Here is a 16,390-nt window from a genome sequence, read left to right as displayed (position 1 = left end):
CTCACTGATCGTGCGAGTGATCCGCTCATTCCCGTCATCCCACGTCACCGACCCGGACGCCGCCGACGCCACCCCGGCGCCCAACAGCCCCGCGGTACCGGCACCCACCGCCGCCATGGCCGCGGCACCACCGGCCGCCACCACCCGACGCACAATCGGACGCGCCATCCACATCTCCTCCACGAGCACGGGACGCGCTCGCGTGGATCCCCGCGGCCAGCTAACGCGCAAAGTGTGCTCACCTTAACCAGCGTGTAGCCGGACCGTGACCGAATCAGCGAAAGTTCTATACATTCGTCCAAGATCGTTTCCGCTGATCACGAGGCATTCGAAGGACCTCGCCGGATCACATCGCCAGGCCGTTGGTAACGAGAGACGCAAGTTCCTGGTAGGCCTGCGCGTCGTCGAGCCCGGTCGCCTCACGGACCTGCCTGCGTTGAATCCGCACCATCGTCGCGGCGGTGACGTCGGCGACGAACGCGGCGTGCACGTCGCGGAACTCGCCGGACCGAACACCGTCGGTGATGAGGTCCTGTACCCGCCGGGCCGCGATCGCCGTGTTGCGCTCGTACACCTCCCGGACCACGTCGTTGTCCGCGAGATCGGCCATGAACCGGGCGGACGCCGGACGCAGCTGCTCGCCGACCGCCTCGAGGTAGAGGCGAATCCGGTCGCGCGCGTCGACGACGCCGTCCACGGATCGCTCCACCCGCTCTGTCGCCCCACGGAAGAAGTGCACGGTCGCGGCCCGGACCAACTGCTCCTTGCTGGCCGCCAACGAGTAGAGGGTCGATTTCGAACACCGCAGGCGACCGGCGATCTCCTCGAGCGTGAGGTGCGCGAATCCCTCGGCCAGCAGCAGGTCGACGAGCTGGGCGAGGAGCTGGGCGCGGCGCGCGGCGCCGCGGACCTGGGTTGCCATACCAATAATTGTACTGGAGTATCGTTGACAGTACCGATACGTGCCGAAGGAGACCCCGTGCCCGTCGACCGCCTGCTCCCGACCCAGGAAGCACACGACCTGATCGACCTGACCCGCGACGTCGCGGACAAGGTGCTCGCACCACGCGTGAACGAGTGCGAGAAGAACGAGACCTTCCCCGACGGCGTCTTCCCCGCGCTCGGCGCCGCGGGCCTGCTGAGCCTGCCGTACCCCGAGGAGTACGGCGGCGGAAACCAGCCGTACGAGGTGTACCTGCAGGTCCTCGAGGAACTCGCCTCCCGGTGGGCGGCGGTCGCGGTCGCGACCAGCGTGCACAGCCTCTCGTGCTTCGCGATGGCCACCCACGGCACCGACGAACAGAAGGCGAAGTGGCTGCCGGACATGTTGGGGGGCAACACCATCGGCGCGTACAGCCTGTCCGAACCGCAGGCCGGCTCCGACGCCGCGGCCCTCGCGTGCAAGGCGACCGAGGTCCCGGGCGGCTACCGGATCAACGGCAGCAAGGCATGGATCACGAACGGCGGCCGCGCCGACTTCTACACCCTGTTCGCGCGCACCAGCGACGACGGCTCCCGCGGCGTGTCCTGCTTCTTCGTCGACAAGGACACGGAGGGGCTGAGCTTCGGAAAGCCCGAGGAGAAGATGGGCCTGCGCGCGGTCCCGACCACGTCGGCGCACTACGACGACGCGTTCGTCCCCGCCGAGCGGATGATCGGCAAGCCCGGCCAGGGCCTGCCGATCGCGTTCAGCGCACTCGACTCCGGCCGGCTCGGGATCGCGGCGGTCGCCGTGGGCCTCGCCCAGGGCGCGCTCGACGACGCCGTCGCCTACGCCAAGGAGCGCAGGGCGTTCGGCAAGCGGATCATCGACCACCAGGGCCTCGGCTTCGTGCTCGCCGACATGGCGGCCGCGGTCGACTCCGCCCGTGCCACCTATCTCGACGCCGCCCGCCGCCGCGACGCCGGCTTGCCGTACTCGCGAAACGCCTCCGTCGCCAAGCTCGTCGCGACCGACGCCGCGATGAAGGTGACCACCGACGCGGTGCAGGTGTTCGGCGGCTACGGCTACACCCAGGACTTCCCGGTCGAGCGGTACATGCGGGAGGCCAAGATCACCCAGATCTTCGAGGGCACCAACCAGATTCAGCGCCTCGTCATCGCGCGGTCGCTCGCCGGCTGACCCGACGGGTTCGGTCGAGTCCGGGCCGACCCGCGCGGGTCCGGCGTCCGCCGCGTTCGGTCACCCGGCCGTCGCGGCGTGCGGTGGTGAGTGGACGCCACCCCCTCCGGGGCGTCCACTCACCACCTGTGATGCCGCCCCACCCCCGACGTCCCGAGCTGAGCCCCGGGGTTCGGCACCGGCTCCAGTTGACCAGGTGTCCAACTCGACAGCAACCCGACATAACCGGACAGTGGGAGATCAGCCAGGTCAGCGGGGCACGGGAGTCCCACGCGTCCCATCCGACACGTGTGCACGGGCACATTGCGACTGGGCGAGCGAAACGACCGGTCAGTCGCCGCAGCAGCCGCCGGGCAGGGCCCGCACCTCACGGGTCGCGGCGTTGCGAGCAGCCAGGTCCTCGTTCGCCGGATAGTCGACCCGGACCAGACTCAACCCGTGCGCGGGCGCGACGAGGACCGCACTGGACCGTTCCCGTTCCCGCAGCAGCCCCGACGTCCACTCGACGGTGCGCCGGCCCTCCCCCACCGCGAGCACCGCACCGACCAGGCTGCGGACCATCGACCAGCAGAACGCGTCGGCGCTGACATGAGCGGTCAGAATGTCGCCCTCACGCGTCCAGTCGAAGCGCTGCAGTTCCCGCACCGTTGTCGCGCCCTCCCGGCGCCGGCAGAACGCGGCGAAGTCGTGCAGGCCGAGCAACGCGTGTGAGGCCGCCCGCATCGTGTCGAGGTCGAGCACCTTCGGCACCGACACGGTGTCGCGCGCCCGCAGCGGCTCGGCGCCGTACCGCGCCGTCGTGACCCGGTACTCGTAGTGACGTCGGATCGCCGAGAACCGAGCGTCGAACTCGAGGGGCACGGCGGCGATCGCCGTGACCCGCACATCCGGGGGCAGGAAGCGGGCGAGCCTGCGCACCAACCGATCCGGCTCCTCGATCCCACCCTCGACGTCCACGTGCGCGACCTGTCCGCTTGCGTGCACCCCGGCGTCGGTGCGCCCCGCGACGGTCAACTGCACCGGCTGCCGCAGGACCGTCGAGATCGCGTCCTCGAGCACGCCGCACACGGTCCGCAGGCCGGGCTGGCGGGCCCACCCCGAGAAGTCGGTGCCGTCGTACGTGATGTCCAGTCGAAAGCGAACGAACCCGCCGTCCCGGGTGGGAGCGGCGGGTTCGATCGCAGGTTCTGACGCGTTCAGCGTTAGTCCTTCTTGGCCTCGTCGGCGGACTCGGCCTCGGCGGCCGGGGCCTCCTCGGCAGCAGCCTCGACGACCTCGGTCTCCACGACCTCGGTCTCCTCGACCTTGGCCTCCTGCGACGCCTGGACGCGGCGAGCGCGGTTGGCCTCGGAGGTGACCGTCTGCTCCTTGACGAGCTCGATGATCGCCATCGGGGCGTTGTCACCCTTGCGGGGGACGGTCTTGATGATGCGGGTGTAGCCGCCGTCACGCTCCGCGTAGAACGGACCGATCTCCGCGAACAGGGTGTGCACGACATCCTTGTTGCGGATGACCTTGAGGACCTCGCGACGGTCGGCCAGGGTGCCGCCCTTCGCCTTGGTCACGATCTTCTCGGCGTACGGACGCAGAGCCTTGGCCTTGGCCTCGGTGGTGGTGATGCGACCGTGCTCGAACAGCGCGGTGGCCAGGTTGGCGAAGATCGCCTTCTGGTGCGAAGCCGACCCGCCGAAGCGGGCACCCTTCTTGGGCTTGGGCATGATGAATCTCCTAGTAAGGACCGGCGAGAGCTGTTACAGCTGCTCGGTCTCGGCGTAGTCCTGGTCGTTGCCTTCACCCTCGTGGAAGGCACCGGCGTCGGTGTCGCTCCAGGTTCCGGTCGCCGCGTCGTAGCCGGCGACGGTGGACGGATCGAACGAAGCCGGGCTGTCCTTCAGAGCGAGGCCGAGCGAGTGCAGCTTGACCTTCACCTCGTCGATGGACTTCTGACCGAAGTTGCGGATGTCGAGCAGATCGGACTCCGTGCGGGCAACCAGCTCGCCGACGGTGTGCACACCCTCGCGCTTGAGGCAGTTGTAGGACCGGACCGTCAGGTCCAGGTCCTCGATCGGCAGTCCGAAGGAGGCGATGTGGTCGGCCTCGGCGGGCGAGGGTCCGATCTCGATGCCTTCCGCTTCGACGTTCAGCTCACGGGCCAGACCGAAGAGCTCAACCAGGGTCTTGCCCGCCGAGGCGAGCGCGTCCCGCGCGGTGATGGAGTTCTTGGTCTCCACGTCCAGCACCAGCCGATCGAAGTCGGTGCGCTGCTCGACGCGGGTGGCCTCCACCTTGTAGGTGACCTTGAGCACCGGCGAGTAGATCGAGTCGACCGGGATGCGGCCGATCTCGGCGCCGGACGCCTTGTTCTGGACGGCGGGGACGTAGCCGCGACCGCGCTCGACGACGAGCTCGATCTCCAGCTTGCCCTTGTCGTTCAGGGTGGCGATGTGCAGATCCGGGTTGTTCACCGTGACGCCGGCCGGAGGCACGATGTCACCCGCAGTCACGACCCCGGGGCCCTGCTTGCGGACGTACATGGTGACCGGCTCGTCCTCGTCGGAGCTCACGACCAGGCCCTTGAGGTTCAGGATGATGTCGGTGACATCTTCCTTCACCCCGGGAACGGTGGTGAACTCGTGCAGGACGCCGTCGATGCGGATGCTGGTGACAGCAGCGCCGGGGATCGACGAGAGCAGGGTGCGGCGAAGCGAGTTGCCGAGCGTGTACCCGAAGCCGGGCTCAAGGGGCTCGATGACGAACTTCGAGCGGTTGTCAGCGATGACCTCTTCGGTCAGCGTGGGTCGCTGAGAAATGAGCATTGGTTCTCCTCCTGTGCGGGCGTCCGCTATTTGACGCCCCGTTGGATGGCGCCTCCGGCGCCCGTGCGCGGCCTGGGAGTCCGAGTCGGGAGAACCCGCCGAACCCACAAACCGCGCACGAGCCGTGAGGCTTTACTTCGAGTAGAACTCGACGATCATCTGCTCCTGCAGCGGCACCTCGATCTGCGCGCGCTCCGGCTCCTGGTGGACCAGGATCCGCAGGCGACCGGGGACAACCTGCAGCCAGCCCGCGGTGGGGCGATCGCCGTAGGTCTCACGGGCGATCTGGAACGGCAGCGTCGCGAGCGACTTGTCCCGGACATCGATGATGTCGTACTGGGAAACCCGGTAGCTCGGGATGTCGACCTTCTTGTTGTTCACCAGGAAGTGACCGTGGGTCACGAGCTGGCGAGCCTGACGACGGGTGCGGGCCAGGCCGGCCCGGTACACGACGTTGTCGAGACGGGTCTCGAGGATGCGGAGCAGGTTCTCGCCGGTCTTACCCGGGCGACGGACCGCCTCCTCGTAGTAGCGACGGAACTGCTTCTCCATCACGCCGTAGGTGAAGCGGGCCTTCTGCTTCTCCTGCAGCTGGAGCAGGTACTCGCTCTCCTTGATCCGCGCGCGGCCGTGCTGGCCCGGCGGGTAGGGGCGACGCTCGAACGCCTGGTCGCCTCCGACGAGGTCGACACGCAGACGACGCGACTTACGGGTAACGGGGCCGGTGTAACGAGCCATGTGCTTTTACCTTCCTTTCCCGTTTAGACGCGACGCCGCTTGGGCGGACGGCAGCCGTTGTGCGGCTGGGGGGTGACATCGGAGATGGTGCCGACTTCGAGGCCGGCGGCCTGCAGGGAGCGGATCGCCGTCTCGCGTCCCGAGCCCGGGCCCTTGACGAAGACGTCGACCTTCTTCACGCCGTGCTCCTGCGCCTTGCGGGCGGCGTTCTCGGCGGCCAGCTGCGCGGCGAACGGCGTGGACTTACGCGAACCCTTGAAGCCCACGTGGCCCGAGGACGCCCACGAGATGACGTTGCCGGCCGGGTCCGTGATGGACACGATCGTGTTGTTGAAGGTGCTCTTGATGTGAGCGGCACCGTGCGGGACGTTCTTCTTGTCCCTGCGACGCGCCTTCTGGGTCTTCTTCGGACCGGTGCTACGTGACTTCGGAGGCATTACTTCTTCTTCCCTGCGACGGTGCGCTTCGGACCCTTACGGGTACGCGCGTTGGTCTTGGTGCGCTGTCCACGCACGGGCAGACCACGACGGTGGCGCAGGCCCTGGTAGCAGCCGATCTCGATCTTGCGACGGATGTCGGCCTGCACCTCGCGACGCAGGTCACCCTCGACCTTGAGTTCCGAGCCCTCGATGTAGTCGCGGAGCTTGGTGAGGTCGTCGTCGGAGAGGTCCTTGCTGCGCAGGTCCGGGTTGACACCGGTGCCGGCGAGGATCTCCTTCGCGCGGGTACGGCCGACGCCGTAGATGTAGGTCAGTGCGATCTCCATCCGCTTTTCGCGGGGAAGATCGACACCCATGAGTCGTGCCATCTGGCATTCCTTTTCGGTGTGCGGAGGTCTGCTCCCAGCCCGTCCCCTGTGTCACCCCGCCGCTCGGTGTCCCGAGCGGCGCTGGTACGTCTCTCAACTAACTCAGTGGGGCCCCGGCCTCCGTACCGGGGGTGCACCGACGTCTGCCTCGTGGACCCGTCACCCGAGGGCGGCGGATCCGGCGGCCGTGAACGCCGGCTGGTGCTGGAAGGTCATCTGTGCTTGTTGCCAAGCAGATCTTCGAGGAGAAGCGATCTAGCCCTGACGCTGCTTGTGGCGCAGGTTCTCGCAGATCACCATGACCCGCCCGTGACGGCGGATCACCTTGCACTTCTCGCAGATCTTCTTGACGCTCGGCTGAACCTTCACGTCTGTCTAATCTCCTGATGTGTCGCCCACCGGCCGGTGGACATACCTCTCCCGAACCGGGTGTGGTCCGGGAAGTCTGCTACTTGTACCGGTAGACGATGCGACCGCGAGAAAGGTCGTAGGGCGAGAGCTCTACGACGACCCGGTCTTCCGGCAGGATGCGAATGTAGTGCTGCCGCATCTTGCCGCTGATGTGTGCGAGGACCTTGTGGCCGTTCTCCAGCTCAATGCGGAACATCGCATTGGGCAGCGGCTCGACAACTCGTCCCTCGACCTCGATGGCCCCGTCTTTCTTAGCCATATCCTCCGCGATCCGTTGGTGGGCATCGTTCTCCGTTACGGTGGTGCGGACGCGATCGAGAACCGGCCGTGCGCCGTGTTCGAGTGCACCCCGAGAACGACGCGGGAAGCGGGACCGATACAGCAACCGACCGGCACGCAGGGCGCACCATTGATCCACTTTACCGGAGTTCCCCCACCAGGCCAAATGCGGCCGCGTCCCGCACGAAAGGATCAGACATGCGCGCGGTCGTCCAACGCGTGACCGAGGCCACCGTCGAGGTCGAGGGCGAGGTCGTGGCCCGCATCTCCCCCGCCCGGCAGGGACTGCTGGTCCTGCTCGGCGTCGGCCACGACGACACCGGGTCCATCGCGGCCACGCTCGCGGCGAAGATCTGGAAACTCCGCATCCTGGACGACGAGAAGTCCGCCTCCGACCTCGGCGCCCCGATCCTCGTCGTCAGCCAGTTCACGCTGCTCGGCGACGCCCGCAAGAGTCGCCGGCCGTCCTGGTCCGCGGCGGCCCCCCGGCCGGTCGCCGAACCCCTCGTCGACGCCTTCGCCGCCGCGCTGCGTGACCTCGGCGCCACCGTCGAGACGGGCCACTTCGGCGCCCACATGCGGGTGGCGTCGGTGAACGACGGCCCGGTGACCCTGCTGATGGAAGCCTGATCCGGAAACGCCGAACGGGCCCTTGCACACGCAAGGGCCCGTTCGGCGACGTCCGGGTTCTACTCGGGGCGGACCGTCAGGATCCGGGGTCCGTCCTCGGTCACCGCGACGGTGTGCTCCCAGTGCGCGGCACGCGAACCGTCGATGGTCACCACCGTCCAGTCATCGTCGAGCACCTCGGTCTCGGTGGTGCCGAGCGTCAGCATCGGCTCGATCGCCAGCACCGACCCGACCACCAACTGCGGACCCTTGCCGGGCGCGCCCTCGTTCGCCAGGAACGGATCCATGTGCATCTCGCGCCCGATGCCGTGACCGCCGTAGCCGTCGACGATGCCGTAGCTGCGTCCGTGTGCCCGCTCCGCCGCCCGGGTGCCCAGCTCGATCGCGTGCGAGATGTCGGTGAGCCGGCTACCGGGCAGCATCGCGGCGATGCCCGCCTCCATCGACAGCCTGGTGGCCTCGCTCAAGTCGCTGTCGGCGGCGGAGATCTCCCCGACCCCGAACGTCCACGCCGAGTCACCGTGCCAGCCGTCGAGGATCGCACCGCAGTCGATCGACACCAGATCACCCTCGGCGAGGACGTCGGCCGCGGACGGGATGCCGTGGACCACGCGATCGTTCACCGACGAGCAGATCGACCCCGTGAAACCGTGGTAGCCGAGGAACGACGGCACCGCACCGGCGTCCCGGATCGTCTGCTCGGCGATCCGGTCCAGTTCGAGGGTGCTGACGCCGGGCTTCGCCGCCGCCCGCACCGCGACGAGCGCTGCGCCGACGATCGCACCCGCCGCGGCCATGGCGTCGAGCTCACCGGCCGTGCGGAACGGAACGACCTTCTTGCGACGAAAGCCCACGACGCCGCTTACTTGCCGAGCGCGGCCAGCGCGCGGGCGTTGACCTCGTCGATCTCGCCGACCGCGTCGACGGTGACCGTGATGTCCTGGTAGTGGTCGAGCAGCGGCGAGGTCTCCTCGCGGTACACGCGCATCCGGTTGCGGATCACGTCCTCGGTGTCGTCCGCGCGGCCACGGGCCAGCATCCGCTCGACGACGACGTCGTCGACGACGTCGAACGCGAGCACCGCGTCGAGCTTCGCGCCGGACTCGGTGAGCATGCCCTCGAGCGCCTTGGCCTGGTCGACCGTGCGCGGGAACCCGTCGAGCAGGAAGCCGTTGACCGCGTCCGGCTCGGCGATCCGGGCCTTGACCATGTTGTTGGTGATCTCGCTCGGAACCAGCTCACCGGCGTCCATGTACTTCTTCGCCTCGAGCCCGAGCGCGGTCTGCTGCCCGATGTTCGCGCGGAACAGGTCGCCCGTCGAGATGTGCGGAACTCCGAGCTTCTCGGACAGGATGGCGGCCTGGGTGCCCTTACCGGCACCGGGAGGTCCAACGAGGACGAGTCTCACTTGAGGAACCCTTCGTAGTTGCGCTGCATGAGCTGACTTTCGATCTGTTTCACGGTGTCGAGGCCGACGCTGACGAGAATCAGCACCGCGGCACCGCCGAAGATGCTGGCACCCGCCGCACCCTGCCCGACGAACAGGTTCGGCAGGACCGCGATCGCGCCGAGGTAGATGGCACCCGGCAACGTGATGCGGCTGAGCACGTAGTTCAGGTAGTCCGCCGTGGGCCGGCCGGGCCGGATACCGGGAATGAAGCCGCCGAACTTCTTCATCTCGTCGGCGCGCTCCTCCGGGTTGAAGGTGATCGCGACGTAGAAGTAGGTGAAGAAGACGATGAGCAGGAAGTAGATGAGGATGTAGACCGGGTTCGCCGGGTTCACCAGGTACTGGTTGATGATCCGCTGCCACCAGCTGGGGTCGGCGGTCGTGGTCGCACCGGTCAGCTGCGCGATCAGGTTCGGCAGGTACAGCAGCGACGACGCGAAGATCACCGGGATGACGCCGGCCTGGTTGACCTTCAGCGGCAGGTACGTGGACGAGCCGCCGTACATCTTGCGGCCCACCATCCGCTTCGCGTACTGGACCGGGATCCGGCGCTGTCCCTGCTCCACGAACACCACGCCGACGATCAGCGCGAGCGCGGCGAAACAGAACAGGGTGAAGACGAGACCACCGCGAGCGTCGAGGATCGCCTTGCCCTCGGCAGGCATCCGGGACGCGATACCGGAGAAGATCAGCAGCGACATGCCGTTGCCGATGCCGCGTTCGGTGATCAGCTCACCCATCCACATCACCAGCGCCGCGCCGGCGGTCATGACCAGCACGATCGTCACCAGGGCGAACACCGAGTCGTCGGCGAGGATGTCCTCCTGGCACCCCTGCAGCAGCTGGCCGCGTGCCGCGAGCGCGACGATGCCGGTGGACTGCAGGACGGCGAGCGCGACCGACAGGTACCGCGTGTACTGGGTCATCTTCGCCTGACCCGCCTGGCCCTCCTTGCGGAGCTCCTCGAAGCGCGGGATGACGACGGTCAGCAGCTGGATGATGATGCTCGCCGTGATGTACGGCATGATGCCGATCGCGAACACGGACAGGTGCAACAACGCACCACCGGAGAACAGGTTGATCAGCGAGTAGATGCCCGCCGACTCGCCACCCGAGATCTGGTCGATACAGGCCTTGACGTTTCCGTAGTCGACACCCGGTGACGGCAGGGTCGCACCGAACCGGTACAACGCGATCAAGCCGAGTGCGAAGAGGATCTTCCGCCTCAGGTCGGGAGTCCTGAAGGCCGAGACGAAGGCGGAAAGCAAAGATCCTCCTGGGCACGACGAAGTGTGAGGGCGGGCGGAAAGCCCGATGGTCGAGTGAACTCTAGAACTCTAGCAGTGGCCTCCGGAGCGACTTCCCGGCAATCCCACAAATCGTCGGGCACGAACGGCCGGCGCGCGGAACGACAACGGCCGCAGCACTGCCCGTCGGGGCGGTGCTGCGGCCGTCGAATTCGTTCAGAGCCGAATCACAGCTCGGTGGCGGTGCCACCGGCGGCGGTGATCTTCTCCTTGGCGGAACCGGTGAACTTGTCGGCGGTCACCTGGACGGCAACCGTCAGCTCCCCGTCGCCGAGAATCTTCACGAGCTGGTTCTTGCGAACCAGGCCCTTCGCGACGAGCTCGGCAACGCCGATCTGCCCGCCCTCGGGGAACACCCGCGCGAGGTCGCCGACATTGACGACCTGGTACTCGACCCGGTTCGGGTTCGTGAAGCCCTTGAGCTTGGGCAGCCGCATGTGCAGCGGCATCTGCCCGCCCTCGAAGGCGACCGGCACGTTCTTCCGGGCCTTGGTGCCCTTGGTACCGCGGCCGGCGGTCTTGCCCTTCGATCCCTCACCGCGACCGACGCGGGTCTTGTCGGTCTTCGAACCCGGCGCAGGCCGGAGGTGGTGCAGCTTGATGGTCATGGTTAGACCTCCTCAACTGTGACGAGGTGTCGAACCACGTTGATCAGGCCGCGGTTCTGCGCGTTGTCCTCGCGGACGACGCTCTTGCGGATGCCCTTGAGGCCGAGCGTCCGCAGGCTGTCGCGCTGGTTCTGCTTGGCACCGATCGAGCTCTTGACCTGGGTGACCTTCAGCTCTGCCATTACTTCACGCTCCCAGCCTGTGCGCGCGCACGCAGCATGCCGGCCGGGGCCACGTCCTCGAGCGGGAGACCACGACGTGCGGCCACCTCCTCGGGACGCTGCAGGCCCTTGAGGGCGGCAACCGTCGCGTGCACGACATTGATCGCGTTGTCGCTACCGAGCGACTTGGCGAGGATGTCGTGAACACCGGCGCACTCGAGCACGGCACGCACCGCGCCACCGGCGATCACACCGGTACCCGGGCTGGCCGGGCGGAGCATGACGACACCGGCAGCGGCCTCGCCCTGCACCGGGTGCGTGATGGTGCTGCCGATCAGCGGCACGCGGAAGAAGCCCTTGCGAGCCTCCTCGACACCCTTCTGGATGGCCGCGGGAACTTCCTTGGCCTTGCCGTAGCCGACGCCGACGAGCCCGTTGCCGTCGCCCACGATCACGAGGGCGGTGAAGCTGAAGCGACGACCACCCTTGACGACCTTCGACACACGGTTGATCGCGACCACACGCTCGATGTGGTCCGACTTCGGGGCCGACTGGCCACGACGATCGTCACGACCGCCACGACGGTCGCCGCCGCGGTTGTCCCCGGTGTTGGGGCCATTCTGTCCGGCGGGTCCGCTGCCGCCGTCACGCCTCTGACGTCCCGGCATCAGACTGTCCTTCCGTTAGAAATCTTCGTCATCAGAACTTCAACCCGCCTTCGCGAGCGGCATCCGCGAGGGCCGCGATGCGACCGTGGTAGCCGTGGCCACCGTGGTCGAACACGACGGCCTCGATGCCGGCGGCCTTCGCGCGCTCGGCGATCAGCTGACCGACCTTCGCGCTCAGGGTCTTCTTGTCGCCCTCGGCGGCACGCAGATCCGCCTCGATGGTCGACGCCGCGGCCAGGGTACGGCCGGCGAGGTCGTCCACGAGCTGGACGTGGATGTGACGCGAAGAGCGGTTCACGACGAGACGGGGACGCTCGGGCGTGCCGGAGATCTTCTTGCGCAGACGGAAGTGACGACGCGTCTTCGACAGACGACGCGTGGTGGACACGTCCTTGCCCAGCGGAATCCGCTTGGCCTTCTGGTTTGCAGTCTGGCTCATATCACTTACCCGTCTTTCCGACCTTGCGGCGGACCTGCTCGCCCTCGTAGCGGATGCCCTTGCCCTTGTACGGGTCGGACTTCCGCAGACGGCGGATGTTGGCCGCGATCTGGCCGACCTTCTGCTTGTCGATGCCAGAGATCGAGAACTTGGTCGGCGACTCGACCGCGAACGAGATGCCCTCGGGCGCCTCGACCGGAACCGGGTGGCTGTAGCCGAGCGAGAACTCGAGGTCCTGGCCCTTGAGCGCGACGCGGTAACCGACGCCGTGAATCTCCATCTTGGTGGTGTACCCCTCGGTCACACCGGTGATGAGGTTCGCGACCAGGGTGCGCGAGAGGCCGTGCAGCGCGCGGCTGCGACGCTCGTCGTCGGGACGGGTGACCAGCAGGGCACCGTCCTCGCTCTTCGCGACGGCGATCGGCTCGGAGATCGTCAGCGACAGCTGGCCCTTGGGGCCCTTCACCGCGACGTCCTGTCCGTCGATGGTCACGTCGACGCCCGACGGGACGGTGACCGGAATCTTTCCAATACGCGACATGGTGGTGCCCTCCCTTACCAGACGTAGGCGAGGACTTCGCCGCCCACGCCCTGCTTGGCCGCCTGACGGTCGGTGAGCAGGCCGGAGGACGTGGAGATGATCGCCACGCCGAGGCCGCCGAGAACCTTGGGCAGGTTGGTGGACTTCGCGTACACCCGGAGACCGGGCTTGGAAACGCGACGGACGCCGGCGAGGCTACGCTCGCGGCTGGGCCCGTACTTGAGGTCGACGATGAGGGTCTTGCCCACCTCGGCGTCTTCCGTGCGGTAGTCGGAGATGTAGCCCTCACGCTTGAGGATCTCGGCGATGTTCGCCTTGATCTTCGAGTGCGGGAGCTTCACCTCGTCGTGGTACGCCGAGTTGGCGTTGCGCAGACGCGTCAAGAAGTCTGCGATGGGATCTGTCATGGTCATGGTTCGACCTCGACACCTTTCTCGCTGCGGTTCCCATGCAGCACCGGCGGACCGGTCGTGGGCCTACAACAATTCGGCTGGTCCGGCCGACAGTCGCCGACCGGAATGAGTTCGTGTCGCAGAGACGTCGGCGGCACGCGTGGCGCCTCTGCCGTCCAGGCAACCGCTCTAGTGTAGGCAAACCCGCAGCACAGGCCAAATCCGAGGGGCACGGAGACCGGCCCCGATCCGCACCTCCGCGCCCTCCCTCGACCGGTCGGATCCCCAATTCGCCTGGCGCACTGCGCATGTCACCGATCCGGCGGGTCCGCGTCCCGGGACCCTGGCCTGGAAAACGCGAAGGGCGCGAACTCCAACGGAGTCCGCGCCCTTCGGGTCAGCTTCGGTTCGTCACCAGGAGCTCTTGTGAACACCCGGCAGCTCGCCGGCGTGCGCCATCTCGCGCAGGCACACGCGGCACAGCCCGAACTTGCGGTAGACCGCGTGCGGCCGGCCGCACTTCTGGCAGCGGGTGTACGCGCGGACCGCGAACTTGGGCTTCTTGTTGGCCTTGTTGACCAGTGCCTTCTTCGCCATGCTCAGTTCTCCTTGAACGGGAAGCCGAGGTGCTTGAGCAGGGCACGGCCTTCTTCGTTGTTGGTGGCGGTCGTCACGACGGTGATGTCCATACCGCGCGGGCGATCGATCTTGTCGACGTCGATCTCGTGGAACATCGACTGCTCGTTGAGACCGAACGTGTAGTTGCCGTTGCCGTCGAACTGCTTGCCGGACAGACCACGGAAGTCCCTGATTCGCGGAAGGGCGATCGACACGAGACGGTCGAGGAACTCCCACATGCGGTCGCCACGGAGGGTGACGCGGGCACCGATCGGCATGCCCTCACGCAGCTTGAACTGCGCGATGGACTTGCGGGCCTTGCGGATCTCGGGCTTCTGGCCGGTGATCAGGGCGAGGTCGGCGACCGCACCGTTGATCAGCTTCGCATCACGGGCGGCGTCGCCGACACCCATGTTGACGACGACCTTGACGACGCCGGGGATCTGCATGACGTTGTCGTACTTGAACTCTTCGTTCAGCGCGTCCTTGATCTCGGCGCGGTAGCGAAGCTTCAGGCGGGGCTGGATCTTGTTCTCAGTGCTCGTCATCTCAGATGTCCTTCCCGTTCTTACGGGAGATCCGAACCCGCTTGCCGTTCTCGTCGGTCCGGTAGCCCACGCGAGTGGGGTTGCCGTCCGAGTCGATGACCGCGACGTTCGACACGTGGATCGGGGCTTCCTGCGTCACGATGCCGCCGGAGGACGCGCCACGCTGGTTCGCGGAGACCGCGGTGTGCTTCTTGATCCGGTTCACGCCCTCGACCAGGACCTTGTTGGTCGCCGGGTAGGCCTGGATGACCTTGCCCTTGGCGCCCTTGTCCTTGCCGGAGATGACCAGAACGGTGTCGCCCTTGTGCACCTTCATCACAGCACCTCCGGGGCGAGCGAGACGATCTTCATGAACTTCTTGTCGCGCAGCTCGCGGCCGACGGGGCCGAAGATGCGGGTGCCACGAGGATCGCGGTCGGCCTTGATGAGCACGGCGGCGTTCTCGTCGAACTTGATGTACGAGCCGTCCGGACGGCGGCGCTCCTTGGTGGTGCGCACGACGACGGCCTTGACGACCTCGCCCTTCTTGATGTTTCCACCCGGGATGGCGTCCTTGACGGTGGCGACGATGATGTCACCGATCCCGGCGTAGCGACGAGACGAACCACCGAGAACGCGGATGCAGAGGATCTCCTTGGCACCCGTGTTGTCGGCGACACGCAGTCGCGACTCCTGCTGAATCACTGATCTCTCCTAGACCTGGATTTTCGTACGTAGCGGATTTCCGACCCGATACGCGCGGTCTGTCCCCCGCGGCCGCCCGCGTGCGGACACGCGACTACCACAGGCAACCGCCCCAGTGTAGGGAACGCGCCGGGGGATTCCAAATCCCCGAGAGCGACCGGCCGGCCGGAAAACGCGACGCGGCCCGCCCCCGGGGGGGACGGACCGCGTCACCGAGCTGTCGAGTGAATTCGACTGCTTACTTGGCCTTCTCGAGCACCTCGACCAGACGCCAGCGCTTGGTCGCCGACAGCGGTCGGGTCTCCATCAGCTGAACGCGGTCGCCGATGCCGGCGAGGCCGTTCTCGTCGTGCGCCTTCACCTTGGTGGTACGGCGGATGATCTTGCCGTACAGCGGGTGCTTCACACGGTCCTCGAGCTCGACCACGATCGTCTTCTCCATCTTGTCGGAGACGACGTAGCCGATGCGGACCTTGCGGGTCCCACGCTCTTCGGTCACTGCGGTGTCCTTCTCACTCATGCCGCGTCACCCGCATCCGGGCCGGCGGCGAGGCCGAGCTCGCGCTCGCGCATGACGGTGTAGATGCGCGCGATCTCGTGACGAACGGTGCGCAGCCGACGGTTGTTGTCCAGCTGACCGGTCGCCATCTGGAAGCGAAGGTTGAACAGCTCTTCCTTCGACTCGCGGAGCTTGGTGACCAGCTCCTCCTGGGTGAGCTCGCGGAGCTCTGCGGCGGGGGTTCCAGTAGCCATCAGAACTGCTCCTCCCTGGTGACGATCCGGCACTTGCACGGGAGCTTGTGCATCGCGCGACGCAGGGCCTCGCGAGCGATCTCCTCATTCGGGTAGCTCATCTCGAACATGACCCGACCGGGCTTGATGTTCGCGACCCACCACTCCGGCGAACCCTTACCGGAACCCATGCGGGTCTCGGCGGGCTTCTTGGTCAGCGGGCGATCCGGGAAGATGTTGATCCAGATCTTGCCGCCACGCTTGATGTGGCGCGTCATGGCGATACGAGCGGACTCGATCTGCCGGTTGGTGATGTACGCCGGCTCGAGAGCCTGGATGCCGTACTCACCGAAGGTCACCTGGGTGCCACCCTTGGCCGCACCCGAACGGCTCGGGTGGTGCTGCTTGCGGTGCTTGACCCGACGTGGGATCAACATG

Annotated in this window: 27 protein-coding genes; 2 read left to right on the top strand and 25 right to left on the bottom strand. The window is 67.0% G+C overall.

Annotated features, from left to right (window positions below; translation table 11 throughout):
- Positions 1–346: 346 nt before the first annotated feature.
- Positions 347–922, bottom strand: coding sequence for a TetR/AcrR family transcriptional regulator (locus tag ABD951_RS01515; RefSeq protein ID WP_345341361.1), 576 nt, complete (start codon positions 920–922; stop codon positions 347–349).
- A gap of 57 nt (positions 923–979) precedes the next feature.
- On the opposite strand from ABD951_RS01515, the gene ABD951_RS01510 reads away from it, so the two are divergent.
- A complete protein-coding gene (locus ABD951_RS01510; RefSeq protein ID WP_345341359.1) occupies positions 980–2,122 on the top strand; it encodes an acyl-CoA dehydrogenase family protein in 1,143 nt (380 codons plus the stop codon).
- 330 nt (positions 2,123–2,452) lie between these two features.
- Here the strand turns inward: ABD951_RS01510 and truA are convergent, their stop codons facing one another.
- The 8 genes from truA to infA all read right to left on the bottom strand — a co-directional run bounded on the left by truA (position 2,453) and on the right by infA (position 7,154).
- Positions 2,453–3,301, bottom strand: coding sequence for a tRNA pseudouridine(38-40) synthase TruA (gene truA / locus ABD951_RS01505; RefSeq protein ID WP_345341366.1), 849 nt, complete (start codon positions 3,299–3,301; stop codon positions 2,453–2,455).
- A gap of 23 nt (positions 3,302–3,324) precedes the next feature.
- Positions 3,325–3,840, bottom strand: coding sequence for a 50S ribosomal protein L17 (rplQ, locus tag ABD951_RS01500; protein WP_345341356.1), 516 nt, complete (start codon positions 3,838–3,840; stop codon positions 3,325–3,327).
- A gap of 33 nt (positions 3,841–3,873) precedes the next feature.
- Positions 3,874–4,938: a DNA-directed RNA polymerase subunit alpha gene (locus tag ABD951_RS01495; protein ID WP_345341354.1), complete on the bottom strand. Its 1,065-nt coding sequence runs from the start codon at positions 4,936–4,938 to the stop codon at positions 3,874–3,876.
- A gap of 132 nt (positions 4,939–5,070) precedes the next feature.
- The gene (gene rpsD / locus ABD951_RS01490) at positions 5,071–5,676 is read right to left on the bottom strand and encodes a 30S ribosomal protein S4 (protein ID WP_345341352.1); all 606 of its coding nucleotides are present in this window, start codon (positions 5,674–5,676) and stop codon (positions 5,071–5,073) included.
- 23 nt (positions 5,677–5,699) lie between these two features.
- Entirely contained in the window at positions 5,700–6,113 is a 414-nt protein-coding gene (gene rpsK, locus ABD951_RS01485) for a 30S ribosomal protein S11 (RefSeq protein ID WP_005239680.1), read from the bottom strand.
- Positions 6,113–6,484 carry a 30S ribosomal protein S13 gene (rpsM, locus tag ABD951_RS01480; protein WP_345341350.1) on the bottom strand — a complete coding sequence of 124 codons (372 nt, stop codon included), beginning with the start codon at positions 6,482–6,484 and terminating at the stop codon, positions 6,113–6,115. Before rpsM ends, rpsK begins: the two co-directional genes overlap by 1 nt.
- 255 nt (positions 6,485–6,739) lie before the next feature.
- On the bottom strand, positions 6,740–6,853 hold the full coding sequence (gene rpmJ / locus ABD951_RS01475; protein ID WP_040686659.1) for a 50S ribosomal protein L36: 114 nt from the start codon (positions 6,851–6,853) through the stop codon (positions 6,740–6,742).
- A 79-nt stretch (positions 6,854–6,932) separates the two neighbouring features.
- A complete protein-coding gene (infA, locus tag ABD951_RS01470; protein ID WP_003418601.1) occupies positions 6,933–7,154 on the bottom strand; it encodes a translation initiation factor IF-1 in 222 nt (73 codons plus the stop codon).
- A 218-nt stretch (positions 7,155–7,372) separates the two neighbouring features.
- Between infA and dtd the strand changes: the two genes are divergently transcribed.
- Complete coding sequence (gene dtd / locus ABD951_RS01465; RefSeq protein WP_345341345.1) at positions 7,373–7,804, top strand: D-aminoacyl-tRNA deacylase; 432 nt, start codon at positions 7,373–7,375, stop codon at positions 7,802–7,804.
- Between the two features lie 59 nt (positions 7,805–7,863).
- On the opposite strand, the gene map is transcribed toward dtd, so the two are convergent.
- From map to rplP, 16 genes are all read right to left on the bottom strand, one after another.
- Positions 7,864–8,658, bottom strand: a complete 795-nt coding sequence (gene map / locus ABD951_RS01460; RefSeq protein WP_345341343.1) for a type I methionyl aminopeptidase — start codon at positions 8,656–8,658, stop codon at positions 7,864–7,866.
- An 8-nt stretch (positions 8,659–8,666) separates the two neighbouring features.
- Positions 8,667–9,212, bottom strand: coding sequence for an adenylate kinase (locus ABD951_RS01455; RefSeq protein WP_345341341.1), 546 nt, complete (start codon positions 9,210–9,212; stop codon positions 8,667–8,669).
- Positions 9,209–10,522 (bottom strand): preprotein translocase subunit SecY, encoded by a 1,314-nt coding sequence (gene secY / locus ABD951_RS01450; RefSeq protein ID WP_345341339.1) that lies wholly within the window; start codon positions 10,520–10,522, stop codon positions 9,209–9,211. The genes ABD951_RS01455 and secY overlap by 4 nt, the downstream gene beginning before the upstream one ends.
- Before the next feature lie 206 nt (positions 10,523–10,728).
- Positions 10,729–11,169: a 50S ribosomal protein L15 gene (gene rplO / locus ABD951_RS01445; protein ID WP_345341337.1), complete on the bottom strand. Its 441-nt coding sequence runs from the start codon at positions 11,167–11,169 to the stop codon at positions 10,729–10,731.
- Between the two features lie 2 nt (positions 11,170–11,171).
- Positions 11,172–11,351, bottom strand: coding sequence for a 50S ribosomal protein L30 (gene rpmD / locus ABD951_RS01440; RefSeq protein ID WP_345341335.1), 180 nt, complete (start codon positions 11,349–11,351; stop codon positions 11,172–11,174).
- Positions 11,351–11,998, bottom strand: coding sequence for a 30S ribosomal protein S5 (gene rpsE / locus ABD951_RS01435; RefSeq protein ID WP_345341333.1), 648 nt, complete (start codon positions 11,996–11,998; stop codon positions 11,351–11,353). The genes rpmD and rpsE overlap by 1 nt, the downstream gene beginning before the upstream one ends.
- A gap of 31 nt (positions 11,999–12,029) precedes the next feature.
- Complete coding sequence (rplR, locus tag ABD951_RS01430; protein WP_345341331.1) at positions 12,030–12,437, bottom strand: 50S ribosomal protein L18; 408 nt, start codon at positions 12,435–12,437, stop codon at positions 12,030–12,032.
- Position 12,438: 1 nt separating this feature from the next.
- Complete coding sequence (gene rplF, locus ABD951_RS01425; RefSeq protein WP_345341329.1) at positions 12,439–12,978, bottom strand: 50S ribosomal protein L6; 540 nt, start codon at positions 12,976–12,978, stop codon at positions 12,439–12,441.
- A 14-nt stretch (positions 12,979–12,992) separates the two neighbouring features.
- Positions 12,993–13,391: a 30S ribosomal protein S8 gene (gene rpsH, locus ABD951_RS01420; protein WP_345341327.1), complete on the bottom strand. Its 399-nt coding sequence runs from the start codon at positions 13,389–13,391 to the stop codon at positions 12,993–12,995.
- A 390-nt stretch (positions 13,392–13,781) separates the two neighbouring features.
- Positions 13,782–13,967, bottom strand: a complete 186-nt coding sequence (locus ABD951_RS01415; RefSeq protein WP_050063877.1) for a type Z 30S ribosomal protein S14 — start codon at positions 13,965–13,967, stop codon at positions 13,782–13,784.
- A 2-nt stretch (positions 13,968–13,969) separates the two neighbouring features.
- Positions 13,970–14,536, bottom strand: a complete 567-nt coding sequence (rplE, locus tag ABD951_RS01410) for a 50S ribosomal protein L5 (RefSeq protein ID WP_345341321.1) — start codon at positions 14,534–14,536, stop codon at positions 13,970–13,972.
- A gap of 1 nt (position 14,537) precedes the next feature.
- Positions 14,538–14,852, bottom strand: coding sequence for a 50S ribosomal protein L24 (gene rplX, locus ABD951_RS01405; RefSeq protein WP_345341319.1), 315 nt, complete (start codon positions 14,850–14,852; stop codon positions 14,538–14,540).
- Complete coding sequence (gene rplN, locus ABD951_RS01400) at positions 14,852–15,220, bottom strand: 50S ribosomal protein L14 (protein ID WP_345341317.1); 369 nt, start codon at positions 15,218–15,220, stop codon at positions 14,852–14,854. Before rplN ends, rplX begins: the two co-directional genes overlap by 1 nt.
- A 238-nt stretch (positions 15,221–15,458) precedes the next feature.
- Positions 15,459–15,740, bottom strand: a complete 282-nt coding sequence (gene rpsQ / locus ABD951_RS01395) for a 30S ribosomal protein S17 (RefSeq protein ID WP_345341315.1) — start codon at positions 15,738–15,740, stop codon at positions 15,459–15,461.
- Entirely contained in the window at positions 15,737–15,973 is a 237-nt protein-coding gene (gene rpmC, locus ABD951_RS01390) for a 50S ribosomal protein L29 (protein WP_345341313.1), read from the bottom strand. The genes rpsQ and rpmC overlap by 4 nt, the downstream gene beginning before the upstream one ends.
- Positions 15,973–16,389 carry a 50S ribosomal protein L16 gene (gene rplP, locus ABD951_RS01385; protein ID WP_345341311.1) on the bottom strand — a complete coding sequence of 139 codons (417 nt, stop codon included), beginning with the start codon at positions 16,387–16,389 and terminating at the stop codon, positions 15,973–15,975. Before rplP ends, rpmC begins: the two co-directional genes overlap by 1 nt.
- Position 16,390: the final 1 nt, after the last annotated feature.

The organism is Rhodococcus olei, assembly GCF_039540555.1.
Taxonomy (GTDB): Bacteria; Actinomycetota; Actinomycetes; order Mycobacteriales; family Mycobacteriaceae; genus Rhodococcus_G; species Rhodococcus_G olei.
The sequence above is the reverse complement of the archived record's forward strand: the minus strand, read 5'-3'. Positions and strand labels throughout refer to the sequence as shown.

Bases quoted from the DNA above. Each gene is read 5' to 3' on its own strand.
- ABD951_RS01515 (WP_345341361.1), bottom strand. From the start codon at position 922: ATGGCAACCCAGGTCCGCGGCGCCGCGCGCCGCGCCCAGCTCCTCGCC.
- rplQ (WP_345341356.1), bottom strand. From the start codon at position 3,840: ATGCCCAAGCCCAAGAAGGGTGCCCGCTTCGGCGGGTCGGCTTCGCAC.
- ABD951_RS01495 (WP_345341354.1), bottom strand. From the start codon at position 4,938: ATGCTCATTTCTCAGCGACCCACGCTGACCGAAGAGGTCATCGCTGAC.
- rpsD (WP_345341352.1), bottom strand. From the start codon at position 5,676: ATGGCTCGTTACACCGGCCCCGTTACCCGTAAGTCGCGTCGTCTGCGT.
- rpsK (WP_005239680.1), bottom strand. From the start codon at position 6,113: ATGCCTCCGAAGTCACGTAGCACCGGTCCGAAGAAGACCCAGAAGGCG.
- rpsM (WP_345341350.1), bottom strand. From the start codon at position 6,484: ATGGCACGACTCATGGGTGTCGATCTTCCCCGCGAAAAGCGGATGGAG.
- infA (WP_003418601.1), bottom strand. From the start codon at position 7,154: ATGGCTAAGAAAGACGGGGCCATCGAGGTCGAGGGACGAGTTGTCGAG.
- dtd (WP_345341345.1), top strand. From the start codon at position 7,373: ATGCGCGCGGTCGTCCAACGCGTGACCGAGGCCACCGTCGAGGTCGAG.
- rplO (WP_345341337.1), bottom strand. From the start codon at position 11,169: ATGACCATCAAGCTGCACCACCTCCGGCCTGCGCCGGGTTCGAAGACC.
- rpmD (WP_345341335.1), bottom strand. From the start codon at position 11,351: ATGGCAGAGCTGAAGGTCACCCAGGTCAAGAGCTCGATCGGTGCCAAG.
- rpsE (WP_345341333.1), bottom strand. From the start codon at position 11,998: ATGCCGGGACGTCAGAGGCGTGACGGCGGCAGCGGACCCGCCGGACAG.
- rplR (WP_345341331.1), bottom strand. From the start codon at position 12,437: ATGAGCCAGACTGCAAACCAGAAGGCCAAGCGGATTCCGCTGGGCAAG.
- rplF (WP_345341329.1), bottom strand. From the start codon at position 12,978: ATGTCGCGTATTGGAAAGATTCCGGTCACCGTCCCGTCGGGCGTCGAC.
- rpsH (WP_345341327.1), bottom strand. From the start codon at position 13,391: ATGACCATGACAGATCCCATCGCAGACTTCTTGACGCGTCTGCGCAAC.
- ABD951_RS01415 (WP_050063877.1), bottom strand. From the start codon at position 13,967: ATGGCGAAGAAGGCACTGGTCAACAAGGCCAACAAGAAGCCCAAGTTC.
- rplE (WP_345341321.1), bottom strand. From the start codon at position 14,536: ATGACGAGCACTGAGAACAAGATCCAGCCCCGCCTGAAGCTTCGCTAC.
- rplX (WP_345341319.1), bottom strand. From the start codon at position 14,852: ATGAAGGTGCACAAGGGCGACACCGTTCTGGTCATCTCCGGCAAGGAC.
- rpsQ (WP_345341315.1), bottom strand. From the start codon at position 15,740: ATGAGTGAGAAGGACACCGCAGTGACCGAAGAGCGTGGGACCCGCAAG.
- rpmC (WP_345341313.1), bottom strand. From the start codon at position 15,973: ATGGCTACTGGAACCCCCGCCGCAGAGCTCCGCGAGCTCACCCAGGAG.
- rplP (WP_345341311.1), bottom strand. From the start codon at position 16,389: ATGTTGATCCCACGTCGGGTCAAGCACCGCAAGCAGCACCACCCGAGC.